14 protein-coding genes are annotated in these 17,118 nt (G+C 60.9%); 8 read left to right on the forward strand and 6 right to left on the reverse strand.

Features of this window, described 5'->3' with window-relative positions:
- Nucleotides 1-939 carry a glycerophosphodiester phosphodiesterase family protein gene (locus ACU5AX_RS19480; RefSeq protein WP_446692217.1) on the forward strand — a complete coding sequence of 313 codons (939 nt, stop codon included), beginning with the start codon at nucleotides 1-3 and terminating at the stop codon, nucleotides 937-939.
- A gap of 89 nt (nucleotides 940-1,028) precedes the next feature.
- On the opposite strand, the gene ACU5AX_RS19485 is transcribed toward ACU5AX_RS19480, so the two are convergent.
- Nucleotides 1,029-2,045: a site-specific integrase gene (locus tag ACU5AX_RS19485; RefSeq protein WP_446692218.1), complete on the reverse strand. Its 1,017-nt coding sequence runs from the start codon at nucleotides 2,043-2,045 to the stop codon at nucleotides 1,029-1,031.
- A 275-nt stretch (nucleotides 2,046-2,320) separates the two neighbouring features.
- On the opposite strand from ACU5AX_RS19485, the gene ACU5AX_RS19490 reads away from it, so the two are divergent.
- Nucleotides 2,321-2,590 carry a hypothetical protein gene (locus ACU5AX_RS19490; protein WP_446692219.1) on the forward strand — a complete coding sequence of 90 codons (270 nt, stop codon included), beginning with the start codon at nucleotides 2,321-2,323 and terminating at the stop codon, nucleotides 2,588-2,590.
- 78 nt (nucleotides 2,591-2,668) lie between these two features.
- On the opposite strand, the gene ACU5AX_RS19495 is transcribed toward ACU5AX_RS19490, so the two are convergent.
- From ACU5AX_RS19495 to ACU5AX_RS19515, 5 genes are all read right to left on the reverse strand, one after another.
- Nucleotides 2,669-3,808, reverse strand: coding sequence for a hypothetical protein (locus tag ACU5AX_RS19495; protein WP_446692220.1), 1,140 nt, complete (start codon nucleotides 3,806-3,808; stop codon nucleotides 2,669-2,671).
- 80 nt (nucleotides 3,809-3,888) lie between these two features.
- Nucleotides 3,889-6,105, reverse strand: coding sequence for a GumC family protein (locus tag ACU5AX_RS19500; RefSeq protein ID WP_446692221.1), 2,217 nt, complete (start codon nucleotides 6,103-6,105; stop codon nucleotides 3,889-3,891).
- Between the two features lie 11 nt (nucleotides 6,106-6,116).
- Nucleotides 6,117-6,737 (reverse strand): polysaccharide biosynthesis/export family protein, encoded by a 621-nt coding sequence (locus ACU5AX_RS19505; RefSeq protein WP_446692231.1) that lies wholly within the window; start codon nucleotides 6,735-6,737, stop codon nucleotides 6,117-6,119.
- A gap of 138 nt (nucleotides 6,738-6,875) precedes the next feature.
- Nucleotides 6,876-8,204 (reverse strand): O-antigen ligase family protein, encoded by a 1,329-nt coding sequence (locus tag ACU5AX_RS19510; protein ID WP_446692222.1) that lies wholly within the window; start codon nucleotides 8,202-8,204, stop codon nucleotides 6,876-6,878.
- A gap of 127 nt (nucleotides 8,205-8,331) precedes the next feature.
- Nucleotides 8,332-10,263, reverse strand: coding sequence for a polysaccharide biosynthesis protein (locus ACU5AX_RS19515; protein WP_446692223.1), 1,932 nt, complete (start codon nucleotides 10,261-10,263; stop codon nucleotides 8,332-8,334).
- Nucleotides 10,264-10,531: 268 nt separating this feature from the next.
- Between ACU5AX_RS19515 and ACU5AX_RS19520 the strand changes: the two genes are divergently transcribed.
- From ACU5AX_RS19520 to wecB, 6 genes are read left to right on the forward strand one after another with little or no spacing between them, the layout of a single operon-like run.
- A complete protein-coding gene (locus ACU5AX_RS19520; RefSeq protein WP_446692224.1) occupies nucleotides 10,532-11,566 on the forward strand; it encodes a polysaccharide biosynthesis protein in 1,035 nt (344 codons plus the stop codon).
- Nucleotides 11,563-12,672, forward strand: coding sequence for a UDP-2-acetamido-2,6-beta-L-arabino-hexul-4-ose reductase (wbjC, locus tag ACU5AX_RS19525; protein ID WP_446692225.1), 1,110 nt, complete (start codon nucleotides 11,563-11,565; stop codon nucleotides 12,670-12,672). Before ACU5AX_RS19520 ends, wbjC begins: the two co-directional genes overlap by 4 nt.
- Nucleotides 12,673-12,708: 36 nt before the next feature.
- Nucleotides 12,709-13,716 (forward strand): GDP-mannose 4,6-dehydratase, encoded by a 1,008-nt coding sequence (gene gmd, locus ACU5AX_RS19530; RefSeq protein WP_446692226.1) that lies wholly within the window; start codon nucleotides 12,709-12,711, stop codon nucleotides 13,714-13,716.
- A gap of 8 nt (nucleotides 13,717-13,724) precedes the next feature.
- Nucleotides 13,725-14,744, forward strand: a complete 1,020-nt coding sequence (locus ACU5AX_RS19535; protein WP_446692227.1) for an NAD-dependent epimerase/dehydratase family protein — start codon at nucleotides 13,725-13,727, stop codon at nucleotides 14,742-14,744.
- A gap of 23 nt (nucleotides 14,745-14,767) precedes the next feature.
- Nucleotides 14,768-15,859 (forward strand): glycosyltransferase family 4 protein, encoded by a 1,092-nt coding sequence (locus ACU5AX_RS19540; RefSeq protein ID WP_446692228.1) that lies wholly within the window; start codon nucleotides 14,768-14,770, stop codon nucleotides 15,857-15,859.
- 37 nt (nucleotides 15,860-15,896) lie between these two features.
- Nucleotides 15,897-17,027: a non-hydrolyzing UDP-N-acetylglucosamine 2-epimerase gene (gene wecB / locus ACU5AX_RS19545; RefSeq protein ID WP_446692229.1), complete on the forward strand. Its 1,131-nt coding sequence runs from the start codon at nucleotides 15,897-15,899 to the stop codon at nucleotides 17,025-17,027.
- The last annotated feature ends 91 nt before the right edge of the window (nucleotides 17,028-17,118 follow it).

The following is a 17,118-nucleotide window of genomic DNA, read 5'->3' on the forward strand; positions in this document are numbered from 1 at the left end:
ATGTCCTTGCTCATGTTCGTGCTGGCGCTCGCCCAGCCTGCCCCCGCTGCCGTGCCCGGCGATCGTGCCGCGGCGATCGCCCGCCGCATCGCCGATCCCGATGGCGGTCCGATCGTCGTCGCGCATCGCGGCTGCCACAATCCGGCGCCGCGCCACGGCCTCGCCAGCGTGCCGGAGAATTCGCCCGCCGCGCTCGACCAATGCGTCGCGCTCGGCGTCGATGTGATGGAACTCGACGTCCGCCGCACCCGCGACGGACACCTCGTCGTCCTTCACGACGCGACCGTCGACCGCACCACCGATGGTCACGGCAAGGTCGCCAACCTGACGCTGGCCGCGGTGCGCGCGCTGCACCTGCGCGACAATGAGGGCGGGGCGGGGGCGACGCTGACCGACGCGCAGGTGCCGACCCTCAACGAGATGCTGGCGCAGGCGCGCGGGCGGATCGTCCTCAACCTCGACGTCAAGGACGCCATCTATGCCGAGGTTGTTGCCGCCACCCAGCGGGCAAGCGCGGCGGGACGCGTCATCGTCAAGAATGCCGCCGGCATCGGCGACCCGCCGCTCGCCGCCCTGCCGCCCTACGACCGGGTGCCGTTCATGCCGATCCTCAGCGCCTCTGACACGGCGGGCAGCGACCTGGCTGCGGTGATGCGCCGCCAGGACGACGGCGCGCGGCGCCCGCTCGGCTACGAACTGCCGCGGATAGATGCGGCGCAGCTGCCCGGCGTCGCGGCCGAGGCGAAGCGGCAGCGCCGGCGGCTGTGGTGCAACAGCCTGTGGGACGGCTTCGTCCGCGGCATGGGCGGCGACGTCGACGCGCTGCGCGACCCGCAGGCGATATGGGGCCGGATGATCGCCGGCGGCATCTCGATGATCCAGACCGACGAACCCGAGGCGCTGCTGCGGTATCTCGGCCGGGACAAGACCAACTCATAAGGAGAAGCCGCTAACGACATGCCAATATATCGACACCGTGTTTTACATACATGTCGGTTTGTCGACATGTATGCTCATCGACCATCGGATTACAGGAAACGCTCGCCGGCATGATCCTTGAACAGCTCGGCATTGCGGACGTAGTCGGACAGGATCTGCACCGATTTATGCCGGCTGACCTCCTGTAGCTTGAAGATCGTCGCCCCCTGTGCGGCCCCCTCAGTCAGGAAGCCGGCGCGCAGGGAATGGCCGCCGTACAGACTGGGGTCGTAACCCGCCGCGGCCGCGCGATCCTGCACCAGCCGCGCGATCGCGCGGTCCGACATCGCTGCCTCGGTGAGCGCGTCGCCTCGCGACAGCCGCCGGAACAGCGGACCATCCTGATGTCCGGCCGCGGCCATCCAGGCGAGCAGCAGCGCCTTGGGGCGAATGCGTCGGCCTTCGGGAATGGCGATCACCGCACCGGTGCCAATGCGGTCGGTCTTCGACCGGGTGATCGTCAGCCGCAGACCTTCCGGCACCAGTGCGACGTCGCCGACCTGCAGCGCGACGAGCTCCGACCGGCGCAGCGCGGCCGCCATGCCCAGCGCCAGGATCGCGCGGTCGCGCGCGGCACGTAACCCGTCGCCGGCAATCGTCCCCAACATGTCCCTCAGCGCCGATGCATCCGCCGGCGCCTTGCGCTTTCTGGCGTGACCATGCTCCGCGCGTATCCCAGCGAGTACCTCGGCAAGCCGCCCGGCGCTCGGCATCGCCGTCGGTGCCGGATAGCCGTGCGCGCGATGATGATGACCGATCGCGGCGATCCGTCGGTTGATCGTTGCGGGGTTGAGGCCGCCGGTCGCCTGGTCGCTCGCGAAGACCAGCACGATCTCCGGCGTTGCCGGCAAGGCGGCGAGGCCATGGCCTTCGCACCAGGCGGTGAAGATCGCCCAATCCGAGTCATAGGCGCGGCGTGTCGCGGCCGATCGGGCCGCCTTGGCATAGGCCGCCGCCCGCTCGATCTTCTCGTCGAGGATCGCCGGCAGGGTCGGATGACCCGAAACGGCGAGCTGACCGTGGTCTTCCGCGATGTCGATCGATTCCAGGGGTGAGATGCCGGCCATGCCACCGTCTGGCATGGCGCTTCGCACTACGCCAGCGCTGTGTCCGAGAATCATTGTTATCGGACGTAGCGAGCACAGATCCGGACGAGGTCTTTGGCTGCGGCGGTTGGTTGTGATATTCATAGTGCATGAAAATCGTTTGCCCTGTGCTGTTGGCACTTACGTCTCTCGTCAGCTCGGCAGCCGGTGCACAGACCACACGCACTACGCAGGATACGGTCGAAGCTTATGGCGCTCGCTTGAACGCCCCGAGCGATCCTACGGCTGCGACAAACATGCGCCGCTACAACAACCGCATCAACAATCGCGTTAATAGTCGTCTGCAGACCAGAATCGAACGATTTCGGGTCGACGCATCTTCTGATCCCGTATCCGCCTATCAAAGGGCAGACACCGGATCCGCCAGCAGGGCCTATAAACAGGCGGATGCTGCGGGGCGACAAGGACAAACCGGAACCGATCCGACGCGACGGGAAAGCGCGTCGTCACGCCAGGCTGATGACCAATATCCCGAAACCAGCTTTGGCAAGACGACTACGCGTTAGGCGTGGATGTGGTGACGTGCGCACGGAAATGATCCCCTGTACTTTCGGCATCACGTGACGATCGCCTCTACCATCTGATCACATAGGATGAAGCAACACCTGCCGGATTTGACCATTCCCTCCCCCTACGGCATCCGAAGGACGAGCAATCAACGCCAGAGCTTGCACCGGACAATCCTGGGGCACAATAAATTGCCCCGAGAAGCGGCCTTGTTGATTATCCGAATTTGGCAATTCCAAACGCCCAAGCTCGCGCCCATTCACGCAGCTTAGCATCCAATATGGCCGGGCGCCCTCAGTCTGATCGATTTTCGCACTACGTCCGGTCAGCAAATACTTACCAGCCGGGAGCACTTGCACCTGCTGGACGATAACACCCCCGATGCTTGCCGGGACTGAAAAGTCCAGCATGCCGTCATTGGGGCGGATAGTCGCATCAATTCCACCGTCCGCCACCGTATTCCAATCGAACCCCGTCGGACTGTCGACATCGTTCCTGAATTCGGAGTCGCGCGACTTGGATCGTTCGGCACCTGGATGAGTGGCGGCGTAAAACTCCCAGGCTTCAGAGATCATCTGTCGCTTCAGCAACCCGTTCGTTACAGCCGCCTCGTCGGCCGCCGGTACGGCTATCCCGGCCTTCCGCAACGCCAGAAAGAAACGGCCGCTATTTGGCAGATCAGACCCATTCAAGGCCACGTAATCGACGAAATCACTCCACCATCCTGGTCTATGAGCCAGTGTGCGAACCAGCGCAGAGCGGATACTGGCCTCTCCGAGTGCCGATGCGAGAACAGGAAACATGACTTCCTGCGCCACCTTGGACGTACGCAGCGCTATGTCATAATGGCGCAGCGCATCCGGAATATCGCCCCGCCCTACCGCATCCTCAACGGCCCATAGCTGCGTAGGCAGATTGCGACGCGACAGCCGTTCGGAATACGCGAACAGCAGTCGCGCCTTGGCATGGTCCTCGGCGAGTTCCGCACCCAAGCCGAGCGCGACGACAGCCCCCACTGACGTGGCATCGTGGCGCAAAGCCTTTTGAGCGAGGCGCTCCGCTCTCGCACGTCCGCCCAGCGTCGTATTCGCAGTGACGAGCTGTTGCGCCAGCAGACCCTCAATTCGACCATTCCCCGGAGCAAGCTGAGCTGCACGCGCCGGTTCGCTGGTGGCCAGCGTGCTTCCAAGGGTGGAGGAGATACTCCAGAAACCCATTGGGAGCGCGAGCAGCGCTAAGGTGCCGCGGATTATCCACTCCGCGCCGGACCGACCATGAGAAGGCCGTTTACGCGACATTAGCCCTTGGCCTTCTCACGCCCATAGCCATAGCCATATTCGTAGCCATAGCCGTAATGCGCCTTCCGGGCTTCGAATTTGGTCAACACGCCACCGAGCACACGTGCGTTGGCGCTGATAAGCCGGCCCAATGCGGTCCTCACCACGCTGGAGCGGATCCCGTGGGATTCGACTGCATAGATAACGCCCTCAACGCGGCTCGCGATAAGCGGTGCATCGGCCAACCCCATCACAGGCGGTGAGTCGATCACCACATGGTCATAGGTTTCGAGCAAACGCGCAATGAGAAGCGGCAGCCGACCGCCGGTAAGCAGCTCTGCCGCATTGGGCGGGATCGGCCCCGCAGACATCGCCGTAAAACCAAGATCCGACATTTCGAACGTCAACGGCGTGATCTCGTCCTGCCCGGTGAGGAAATTACTCAGGCCATGATCGTGACTGACCCCCCCAAGATGATGCACAGAGGGTGAGCGCATATCGCCGTCAACCAATATGACCTTCTTGTGTGCACGCGCCAGCGTCGTTGCCAGAGCAAGGGCCGTCGTTGACTTACCTTCGGCCGGGCGCGTCGAGGTTACCGCAAACGAACGCGGCACACCATGTTCTGTCGTAAAGCCAAGGTTGGTTTGCACCGCAAGATACGCGTCGACCATATCCGATTTGCGATCGAGCAGCGCCTCGCGAGGCGTACCGCTGTCGAGCTTGGGCACCGATCCGAGAAGGGGAAGGCCCAGCCTCCGCTCGACTTCGGCCGGATCGGCGATCGCCTCATCAAGCTGTTCAAGTGCGAACGCAACCAACGCACCAAGCCCCAGACCCGCCATCAGTGCGAGCGCCAGATTGATCGCAAGGCGCGGGCTGGAAGGCCGCTGTGGCACATCGGCTGCGTCGACGATCGAGATATTGTTGACGCCGACTCCGCCAGCAACGCCGATCTCCTTGAACCGTTGCAACAAGCCGTCGTACAATGAGCGGTTGGTATCAACCTCTTGCTGATAGATGTTGTACTGAATGCTTCGGCGACGCAGGTCGAGATAGTTGGTTTTCAACTGGTCGACCTTGGCTTGCAGCGCACGCTCACGCTCTTGTGCCTGCCGATAGTCGGCGAGGAACGAGCCCGAGACACGTCCTTCTTCACGTACGATCGACTGGTCAATTTGATCCATCTGCGATTTGATGGCACGCGCAGCGGGATAGCCTGGTTCAAACTGCGTCATCAGGCGTTGATATTCAGCTGCAAGCTCGGCGCGCTTCTCGCGAAGGTTATTGATCGCCTGATTGCGCAGCGCCTCTGTCGAAGCACCGGACCGACCTGCCGCCTCGTAACGCGCCTGCGCCTGAATACGATCGGTAACAGCTTGCGATAATGCGGTATTTAGCGATGCAAGGTCATCGACAACAAGGGGACGCTCTGATGTCGTCCGTCCGTCGCTCCCAGACTGTCCCGGCAGGTTGATGATCCGCTGCTGCGAAGCGTAAGCAACCAGCTGGCGCTGCGATTCATCAAGTCGATCCTTGAACTGCGACAGCTGTCGTTGAAGCAGGTTACGCCCATAGGACGTCGCCTGAATTTTACGCTCTAAGTTGGTCTGAATGAAGCTGTCGGCCCAGAGATTGGCGACCTTGGCCGAAAAGGCGGGATCGGGACTGGTGAACTCGATATCGACGAGCCGTGACAGACGGGTCGGCGCCACATCGAGGTGATCGAGCAGCAGCTCTCCGGCGACCCGCTGCCGCGTTTCGCGCCCAGCGACCGGATAACGCCCATTAGTGAGCTGAAATGCTGGATCGTTGCTGTGGACTCTGAACAGTTCGAAGAACTTGGGATCGTCCACCGCCTTGAGCTGCACGGCAACACGTTCGGACAGCGAGCGCGACCGGAGAAGCCCGTATTGAGTTTGGTAGAATTCCTGATCCGAGACGCTCGTCTCACGCTCGACGCCTTGATACGACGTCACCTTGTCCGCCTCGCGTGAAATCTCGATCGTCGTCACCGCCGAGTATTTCGGCGTCATCAGTAGCGTGATGACCATGCCGAGCAGGACACATCCGACTGTCACACCGATAATGACGTACCGCCAGCGGATCGCTATCCGCATATATTGACGGATCAACGGGATCGCTGCGGCCTCACCCGAGTTCGCGACTATGGAGCCATTACCGATGAGCGGTGCGACGGAAGCACCGCCCCTGGGGTTGGGTGTAATCAGGTTCATAGCTGCTGGCTCTAGTTCAAGATCGCGATCAGCGGAGCCGCGATGATCGGGCTCAATGCTACAAAGTCGCGGAAAAGTCTGCGCTGCGGAGAGTCCCCTACCACAATCACGTCGTTAGCGTAGATGGGCGGGTCATCATACATTCCGCGTCGGATCGCCTCAACATCGTACAGGCCAGCCATCTTGCGCCCATCGACGGTCCTCAGGATAACAACCTCGTTCGACTTTGCGAATTCGGAAAAGCCCTTAGCAGACGCGATTGATCGCATCAGGGTCATCTGATTGGTCACAGGATACAGACCTGGTTCGACGACCTGCCCATCGACAGTGACGACCTGGCTGACCGAGCTCTTGATGTTGACCGTCACCTGCGGATTACGGACGTACCGAGCCCGAAGCGCCGCCTCTATGCTCCGCGCCAACTCTTCCGAGGTTTTGCCGCGGGCATCGATGGTACCGGCCAGCGGGATCGAGATCCGGCCACTCGCATCGACCTGTGCCTCCCGACCCAAGTCAGGAATGCCGAACACGTCGACTTCGATGGTGTCCAAAGGTCCGATTAAAGATGGACGATCGGCTGCAGTCAGATCCCTGCGAGCCGGTGCGGGCAGTCCTGCACTATCCTTGACCACAGTCAGGCGATCGGTCGATTCCAGCGGTACTCTCCCTCCGCACGCCGCCAAAGCAGTCGCAAGAAGGAAGGCGATACAAAATTTACGCATGCGCTTGGTAGGGCCCGGGCGGTGTGGAAAGACAGCCGGCTATAGGCACTAGCGCCCGTTCGGTAAAGCTGACGGATGGGTGTCCGACGAATGCCCGGTCAGCCAAACGGCCGCAACCATAAGGACGGCCATCATCATCGGCGTACGCAATGGATAATCGATAATGCTTCCCAGGATGAGCAGCAACACACTTGCCGAACCCGACCGGGACAGCAGTGACGGAGCAGCCTGGCGGCGCCATGCGCGAGCACTCGCCCATCCCCACCAGCCCAGCGCCGCAATCATCAACACAAGACCTGGCAAACCCGCATCAAGGGCAACCTCCAGGAAATCGTTGTGCGCGTGATTGAAATACGTAAGCTTCAGCAAACCAAAAGGTTCGTGCATCCGGAAGATCGGATCGAAGCCGCCCAACCCCGAACCCACCGGGAAATACTCCGAGATCATCGAGAGCACCGTCGGCAGGGCTTTGCCACGCATATCCTGCCCGGGGTCCACAGCAAATATACGACTGATAGACGTTGCACGATCTGCCGCGACACTGATTGCCACGAACGCAAGTACCAGCGTGACGATGCCGGTGATCAGCGCCGGGCGTACCCAAGGCCGCGTACGCCGAAGATTACGTCCGATATCTTGCCAAGCCAGCACTACGGCTGCGACTATGGCCAGGATCCCTATCCCAATGCCGGCACGTGATCCCGTCGCCAAGATCATCAGCGAAAACAGTAGCAGTAAACCCAATCCTGTCGGCACACGCCAACTGGCGCGCCTGCCATTGGCAAAAACCCAGCCAGGTATCAACAGGCAGCCGAGCGCAAGAAACAACGCATAGTGATTGCGGTTAGCAAACGATCCGCTGATAACGCCCGGAGTGTCATTGATCAGCGGGTTACCCAAACCTGCACCCGTCAGCTGAAGCACGCCGAAGATTGCTGAGATGAGCACGACGCACAACAACAATCCTGGCAGCCAAGCTCGCTCGGCGGGCCTGATGCTGCACAGCAGGAGAAGCGTTGTCGCAGGCACCACCAATGATTGAAGCGCGTTGAACGTTGCGTCCGGCACGATTGACCAAGGCCGCCAAGGTTGAGGCTGACCGCTGAGCGTCGCCGCTTGAAGCAGAATATCGCGGCCTGGCAACGCGCTCCATAGCGCCGGAGGCAAAGGTATCAGTTGAAGCACCGTCAATACGGTCGCAGCGAGCAGCAGGAGCGCCACGGGACGTGCGGTGTTGAGGGTTGGCCTGTCCCCCACCACAATCACAACGATCAACAATCCCCAGCACACGGCCCGCACGACCAACTGCCCCGCAACGTCACCGCGAGAAGCCCCTCCGGCCACCACCATCACGGCGAACAACAGGCACAGTGACACCCAGGCAAGGCTAGGCCGGAACAACGATCGATAGGAAGGTGCGCGCATTATGTCAGGTGACCTATGCCATCGGCTTCAAAGGGCCAAGGGGAGAACCGTAAGGTACGTGCCACACCGCCACCCAACCTCAGGCAGAAAGCCTGTCGCCTGGAGCGACGGACGCATCTCGCAATGTCACCCAATCGACGATGTCGCTTGCCGGTTCAAATTCGATAACCAAGTTCTGCAGCAGTGCGCGCGCCGAGGCGACGTCACCATTGGCGACTAATGCGTCCATCTGATCGAGCGCTGGCCGCAACTCCGACCACGGCAGGTAATGCTCATTGGCCATCATGATCCGCGGGTGCTCTGTCGGCCGCGGATCGTTTCCGATGAGCAATTCTTCGTACAGCTTTTCGCCTGGACGCATCCCGACGGTGACGATCTCGATATCGCCATCTGGATGATCTTGATTTCGAACAGTAAGGCCGCAGAGTTCTATCATGTTGCGTGCAAGATCATAGATACGAACAGGCTCGCCCATATCCAATACAAAAACTTCCCCCCCTGTCGCCATTGCACTTGCCTGCACAACCAACTGCGCTGCCTCCGGGATGGTCATGAAATACCGGGTGACATCCTGATGAGTCAGCGTGATGGGGCCGCCCTGACGAATCTGTTCACGAAACAATGGAACGACGGATCCGCTTGATCCCAGCACATTGCCGAACCTGACCATCGAAAAACATGTGCCGGTCTGTTGTGCAGACAATCCCTGCAACACCATCTCAGCAAGCCGCTTGGTCGCACCCATGATGTTGGTCGGACGAACCGCCTTGTCAGTGCTAACGAGCACGAAATTCTTTACGCCCATACGCATAGCCGCTTCCGCGACACGCAACGTCCCGATGACGTTATTGCGCATGCCCTCCAGCGGGTTATGCTCCACCAGGGGGACATGTTTGTAGGCGGCTGCATGGAACACCATCTCCGGCTTCCAGGTACGCAGAATCTCGCTGACCCGAAAATCATCCAGTACCGATCCGAGCAGGGGTATGACCTCCACCTCGGACACCGAAGTCAGGTTACGGTGGATTGCGTATAGCGCAAACTCGTTGGCTTCGAACAGCAGGATGCGTTCAGGACCCAGGGCAACGATCTGGCGACACAATTCGCTGCCGATGGAGCCGCCTGCGCCAGTTACCAAAACTGTACGTCCAGCGATTTTGCGACGGACGACACCCTCCTCGGGGCCGACCGGATCGCGGCTCAGCAAGTCCTCGATCGTAAGCTCCCGTAGGTCACTTGCCTGCACGCGACCATGAGCAAGATCCATCAAACCCGGTAACGTGCGTACGCTGATCGCAAGACCGCGCAGACCATTGATAATCTCGTTGCGACGCTTGCGCGACGCCGAGGGGAGCGCCAGCAGAACGTCGGTCACGCCTTTGTGTTCGATCAGATGCGTTAGACGACCGGGCGCATGAACGGGTAATCCGTTGATCCGGGTTCCCCGAAGCGACATATCGTCGTCCAGAAAGCCGATCACCCTCGCCTCTCTGCTTGTGCCCATCGCGGCCGCGAGTTGTCGTCCGGACGAACCCGCACCATAGATCAGCACCCGGCTGCGCAGTGCCGCTACGGAACGGGGCTGCATATGCCCGCCCAGTACATAGCTAACGCTGATCCGCACCCCGCACATGGCAACGAAAAGTAATACCGGTTGAATAATGCCAATGGTACGCGGAACATCGTCGAACGCATACGCGGTCATCAGAGTAACATAGCACAGACCATAGGCCGTGCAGGCTAGCGCGATTGCTGGCACCACCTCGGTTCCGGCCCAACGGAAGGCCATCCTGTACAGTCCGGCAACATAGAAGGCAGGCAACGCAAGCAAGATCGACAACAGCACAGCGACACTTGGCCGTCCAGCCAGTGAAACGAAATGCCCCAGGCGCAGGTAAAATGCTATCCATACGGTTAATGCACACAGTACGCAGTCGATCGCCGCAGCCATCCCCCGCTTAGATCCCCTCGGTAACGCCAGCAGGGGACGTGCGATATTGACGAGCATCATGACTCCACTTGATACCCGACTGACCATATGCGGATATTGCCTTATCCCCCGCCTTGATCCTTTGCCCGGCCCTATGAGCCTTGTAGCAAAGCTGGTCAGTATCTCGGGAGCTTAGCCATGCCGGTTTAGACCAACATCGCCGGACATGGAAGCTGCCGATCGCTATTGATCGCGTCGGATCGACGCCTTACAGCGCCGCCCGGCCTGCTCGCGGCGCTCCCTCGCGACCACCTCCCGCCCAAATATTTGACCGATGGGAATATTGTCTATGTTCGATGACAAGGTTCTTCTGATTACCGGCGGGACCGGATCTTTCGGTTCGACAGTGCTACGGCGGCTTATCAGCGAACCGTTCCGCGAAATCCGCATTTTTTCCCGTGACGAGAAGAAGCAGGAGGATCAGCGCCTGAGCTACCGCGATCCCAGACTGCGCTATTACATCGGCGACGTCCGCGACCTGCGCTCGGTTGCCAGCGCTGTGAAGGGCGTTGATTACATCTTCCACGCGGCCGCATTGAAGCAGGTGCCGAGCTGCGAATTCCATCCGATGGAAGCAGTGAAAACAAATGTCATCGGAACTGACAACCTCCTCGAGGCGGCGATTGCAGCCGGGGTGTCGCGGGTCGTGTGCCTCTCGACCGATAAGGCCGTCTACCCGATCAATGCGATGGGCATTTCCAAAGCTCTGATGGAAAAGGTCATGGTGGCCAAGTCGCGCCTAGCGCTCGGTACCAATACGATAATCTCCGGCACCCGTTATGGTAACGTCCTTGCGTCACGCGGCTCGGTGATCCCCCTTTTCGTCGAACAGGTGCGTAAGGGTGAGCCGCTGACGATAACCGATCCCACGATGACGCGGTTCGTCATGACGCTGATGGAGGCGGTCGACCTCGTCCTATATGCCTTCATGCATGGTGAGAATGGCGATCTCTTCGTCCAGAAGGCACCCGCAGTGACCATAGAAGGCCTCGCACGCTCCGTTCTGGAGGTGATGGGCCGGCCAGACCACATGATGAAAATCATTGGTACGCGGCACGGTGAGAAGTTGTTCGAAACGCTGCTCAGCCGCGAGGAGATGGCGATCGCAGAGGATCGCGGCGACTATTACCGCGTACCACCAGACAATCGTGACCTCAACTACGCGCAATTTGTCGAAGAGGGCGAGAAGGAGATCAGCGAGGCGCACGACTTCAACTCGCACAATACGCGCCGTCTCGATCAGGCTGAAATGAGCGCGATCCTGCGCCAGCTCGACTATATGAAGGCGGTGCTGCGCGGCGAGAACGGCGGGGGGGGCGAATGACCAGCCCGATCGTCGTTACGGGGGCTGATGGCTTCATTGGCCGCAACCTCGTCTTGAGGCTCGGGGAGCTCGGCTATCAAACGATCCCGCTCACCCGCACAGCGACGTTCGCCGATTGGCATGCAGCGATGACCGAAGCCGACGCCGTCGTGCATCTCGCGGGGGTCAATCGTCCGGAAAATCCTGCCGAATTCATGGACGTCAACGCAGGCACCGCGGACCTGCTCGCCGACGCCGTACGCGGCGCCGGGCGCCCGATCCGTATTGTCTACGCCTCATCAGCCAAGGCGACCGAGGAAAGCGACTATGGTCGCAGCAAAAAGGCGGGGGAGGAACGGCTGCTTGCGCTCGGCTACGAGACCGGTAGCCCGGTACATGTCTTCCGCTTGCCCAACGTGTTCGGCAAATGGGCACGGCCAAATTATAATTCGGCTGTAGCGACTTTCTGCCACAACATCGCGCGCGGATTGCCGATCGTCGTGCATGATCCGGCAGCCCCGCTTGATCTGGTCTATATCGACGATGTGGTCGGCGCCTTCGTTGAGGCAATCGAGGGCCGCGCCAGCACTGGCTTCGTGGCAATCGCCCCCGTCTATTCCACCAGCGTTGGCGAGGTCGCAGCCATAATCGATGGATTCCGAACGGATCGTGACGCCAATCTGATCAGTGCAGTTGGCCAGGGCCTCGTTCGCGCACTCTACGCAACCTATGTCGCGACGCTGCCGCCTGCCGAATTTGCTTATCCAATCGTCAGTCACCGCGATAGCCGCGGTGCCTTTTCGGAAATGCTCAAGACGCGAAGTGCCGGGCAGTTCTCCTATTTCACCGCAGGTTCCGGCGTCACCCGCGGCGGCCACTATCATCACACCAAGACTGAAAAGTTCTTGATCGTCCACGGAGAGGCGCTGTTCCGCTTTCGCCACATGGTGACTGGCGAACGTCACGAGATCCGTACGTCAGGTACCAGCCCGGTGGTGGTCGAAACGGTGCCTGGCTGGGCGCATGACGTGACCAATATTGGTGAAGGCGACATGGTGTCGCTGCTCTGGGCCAACGAGATCTTTGATCCCGCCCGGCCAGACACGATCGCTGCCCCCCTGTCCTGACCCGGCAGTCAGAAGCCCTTTAACGAAAGAACGCAGATGGCAAAGCGCGCACTCATCACCGGAATCACCGGTCAGGACGGTGCCTATCTGGCACAGTACCTGCTCTCCAAAGGGTATGAGGTTCATGGCGCAGTACGCCGCTCCTCGCATGGCGGCGTCGCCGATCATCGTCTCGAATGGTTGGGCATTCGCGAACAGGTCCGGCTTCATGACGCGAACATGCTCGACTTGGCGTCGCTGATCCGCCTGGTTCAGGAGGTTCGCCCCGACGAATTCTACAATCTCGCCGCGCAGTCGTTCGTTGCCACCTCGTGGAATCAGCCCATTCTTACCGGTCAGATCACCGCGATTGGCGTCAGCCATGCGCTTGAGGCGATCCGGATCGCAAAGCCTGATACGCGCTTCTACCAGGCATCCTCATCGGAAATGTACGGACTGATCCAGCAGCCGGTACAGTCGGAGGACACCCCGTTCTACCCGCGCTCGCCATATGCCGTTGCCAAACTTTATGGCCACTGGATTACGGTCAATTACCGCGAGAGCTTTGGAATGCATGCCTCGTCAGGCATCTTGTTCAATCACGAAAGTCCCCTGCGTGGTCGCGAGTTCGTGACGCGTAAGGTCACCGACGGCGTGGCACGCATCAAACTTGGCCTCGCTGATGAACTTCGTCTCGGGAATATTGACGCCAAGCGCGACTGGGGCCATGCGCGTGACTACGTCAAGGCCATGTGGCTCATGCTGCAGCAAGACGCGGCCGACGACTACGTGGTCGCCACGGGCACCACCACCACCGTACGTGATATGTGTGCGATCGCGTTCGAACATGTGGGTCTTGATATCGAGGAGCACCTTGTAATCGATCCCGAATTCTTCCGCCCGGCTGAGGTGGACGTACTGCTCGGCGATCCGAGCAAGGCTCGTCGGGTGCTCGGCTGGGAGCCGGAAACTTCGCTCGGGGCGATGATCCGCGAGATGGTGGATGCCGATATGACCCGGCTTTCGCAGCCAAGTCCGCCACCCGCTATCAGCATGCCGCTTTAGGATCCAAGATGGCAGACGCGCCGCTTCGGTTCCGCTCGGTACTCGTCACGGGAGCCGGGGGCTTTGTCGGACGTGCTCTGGTGCAGGCGCTCGCGCATAGGCTGCCGGCTAATGCGCGACTGACCCTGTGTGGCCGTGCTTCCGATCGCAATACGGATCCAGTGCTCGGAAACGCGATCTGGATGCCCATGGATGTGCGTGCGCCCGAAGAAGTCGGTGCGATCATTGATCTGGCACGTCCCGACCTGGTCATCCATCTGGCTGCGCTGTCCTCGGTCGCACAGTCAGGTGCCAAGGCGGCAGAGACGTGGGACGTCAATCTAGGGGGCTCGCTCACGCTTGCCCGGGCGATCGTCGAACGCGCCGGTCCCGTCACGCTGCTCTTCGCCAGCAGCGCCGACGTATACGGACACACCTTCGCAAGCGGCCCGGCCGAGGAAGACTCGCCGCTACGCCCCACCTCGCCTTACGGGCGCTCCAAAGCGGCTGCAGAGGCGATGCTCGCAGACGTGCTGCGAGCCGATGACCGGCTGATCGTGGTTCGCCCAAGCAACCATAGCGGTCCGGGCCAGGACGAGCGCTTCGTGCTGCCGTCCTTCGCGGCACAGATCGCGCGCGCCGAGGCAGGAATCGGGCCGCCGCGCATGCAGGTTGGCAATCTGTCCGCTGAACGCGACTTCATGGATGTGCGCGACGTGGTCGACGCTTATCTGACGCTGCTGAGCAACTCACCGGCGCTACCCTATCGTACCACCCTCAACGTTGCGAGCGGACAGCCGGTCGCGATAGGCACTCTGCTCGACATGCTTCTTGCCCGTGCGACGATACCCATTGCCATCGAAACGGATCCGGCAAGGATGCGCCCGTCGGACATTCCCCGTGCCGAACTGGCTACACGACGACTGGCCGCTTTGACCGATTGGCGGCCACGCCATGCGATCGCGAACACCCTCGCGACGGTGCTCGATGACGTCCGCGCCCGCATACTGCGGCCATCCAACTCCGCGTCCGAGGGCTGCGACCGATGACCTTGCCTATCCCGCTCCCCCCCTTGCGCGTCGCGTTCGATCACTGGATTTTTACGGATCAGCCGCGGGGTGGGATTTCTCGCGGTTTCGCAGGCATGATACCGCATATGCATGAAGTCGGCATCGTGCCCAAGGTTACGGCCCCACTGTACGTTGCCGATGCACTGCGCCGCGTTGACCGGCAAGATGTCTGGGGCGTGCACCTGCCGTTCAGCCGCCCTAGTCAACTCGTTGCCAAGGCAATTGGACGTGCCACAAGCCGGCCTCTTGCCCGTTTGTTCGGTGCACAGGTCGTTCACGAAACCTATTACAGCGCACGGCCGACAGCCCCTGCCGGCGTTCCCGTCGTGCTGACCGTCTACGACATGATTCACGAGCTCTATCCCGAGCTGTTCCACGCAACGGACAGCACATTGCGCAACAAGCCGATCGCATTGGCGCGAGCCGATCGGATCTTGTGCATTTCCGATCACACCCGGCGCGACCTGCTTCGCTTCTATCCCGAGGTCGCGGACAAGGCGATGACCGTGCTGTTTGGTTTCGATGCCAACTTCTCCACCGCGCCGGAAGGCCCGCGCGTGCATCCGCGTCCGTTCATCCTCTATCTGGGCATCCGCCGCAGCTACAAGAATTTCGATGGATTGCTCGAAGCTTATGCTCGATCGCGACTACCCTCCGAAGGGATCGACCTGATCTGCGTCGGCGACGGTCCGCTGCGTCCATCCGAGGCAGCGCTTGCCGCACGGCTGGGCATTACCGATCGGGTAATCCAGCGCGAGGCTGATGACAGTACGTTGCGCCGGCTTTATCGAGACGCCATTCTGTTCGCCTATCCCTCGCTATATGAAGGCTTCGGCATCCCGCCGCTTGAAGCCATGGCAGCGGGGTGCCCGGTCGTGGCGGTGCGCGCGGCCTCGGTACCGGAAGTCTGTGGCGACGCAGCCGAATATGGCGAGCCCGGCGATATCGGCAGCTTGGCCGACGCGCTCGATCGCGTCGCACTGTCCCCCACTCATGCCGACGCGCTACGCAAAGCGGGACGCGAGCAGTCCGGACGCTTCTCTTGGCGCAGGTGCGCACACGAAACGGCTGCGATCTACCGTACCCTTGCCTGAGTCGGTTTTCTCGATCCCTACAGCGGAAAGTATCCAGATGAAGAAGCTCAAGGTCATGACCGTCGTCGGGACGCGGCCCGAGATCATCCGCCTGTCGCGTACCATGGTGCGGCTTAACGCCACGGTCGATCACGTAATCGTCCATACCGGTCAGAACTATGATTACGAGCTCAACGAGGTGTTCTTCCGCGACCTCGAACTGCGCCGGCCCGATCATTTCCTCGAGGTTGCGGGTGGCAATGCCGCGGAAACGATTGGTCGTGTCATCATCGAGGTTGATCGCGTGCTGGAAATCGAAAAGCCCGACGCCATGCTGATCCTTGGCGACACGAACAGCTGCATGGCCGTGATTCCCGCCAAGCGGCGTCGCATCCCCGTCTTCCACATGGAGGCTGGCAATCGCTGCTTCGACCAGCGCGTGCCTGAGGAAATAAACCGCCGCATTGTCGACCACACTGCCGACATCAACTTGCCCTATTCGGATATTGCACGCGAATATCTGCTGGCGGAAGGCTTTCCTGCCGATCGCATCATCAAGACCGGCAGCCCGATGTTCGAGATCCTCGAGCATTACCGCGCCAAGATCGAGGCGTCCGATGCACTGTCCGAGATGGACGTGACGCGCCACGGCTATTTCCTGGTGAGCGCCCATCGTGAAGAGAATGTCGACACCGAACGCCAGCTGCGGCGCCTGCACGATGCACTGAACGCGGTTGCGAGCGATTACGGGCTTCCCATCCTCGTCAGCACGCACCCGCGTACGCGCAAGCGGATCGAGCAAGCTGGCCTCGTCTTCGATCCGCTGGTCCGCTTGCTGAAGCCGTTTGGATTTGTGGCCTACAACGCGCTGCAACTCCATGCGCGAGCCGTCCTGTCGGACAGCGGCACGATCAGCGAAGAAAGCTCGATCCTCGGTTTTCCGGCGTTGAACCTGCGCGAGGCGCACGAGCGGCCTGAGGCGATGGAAGAAGCAGCGGTCATCCTGACGGGGCTGGGCCGCGAACGCATCCTGCAGGGCCTCGCCATGCTGGGCGAACGGCCGCGCGAAACCTTGCGCACCATGCGACCCGTTGCGGATTACGGAATGCCCAACGTGTCCGAAAAGATGGCGCGAATCATCCTCAGTTATACCGACTACGTCCGCCGCACGGTCTGGAAGGAATATTGAGCCCCCATGTCAGGCGGTTCGATGTCTGACAAGCGCGTCGCCACGGTCAACGGACGTCTTCATGGCGTGTTGCGCCCCGGCCGGCCGGGGC

Source organism: Sphingomonas benefaciens (genome assembly GCF_052907485.1).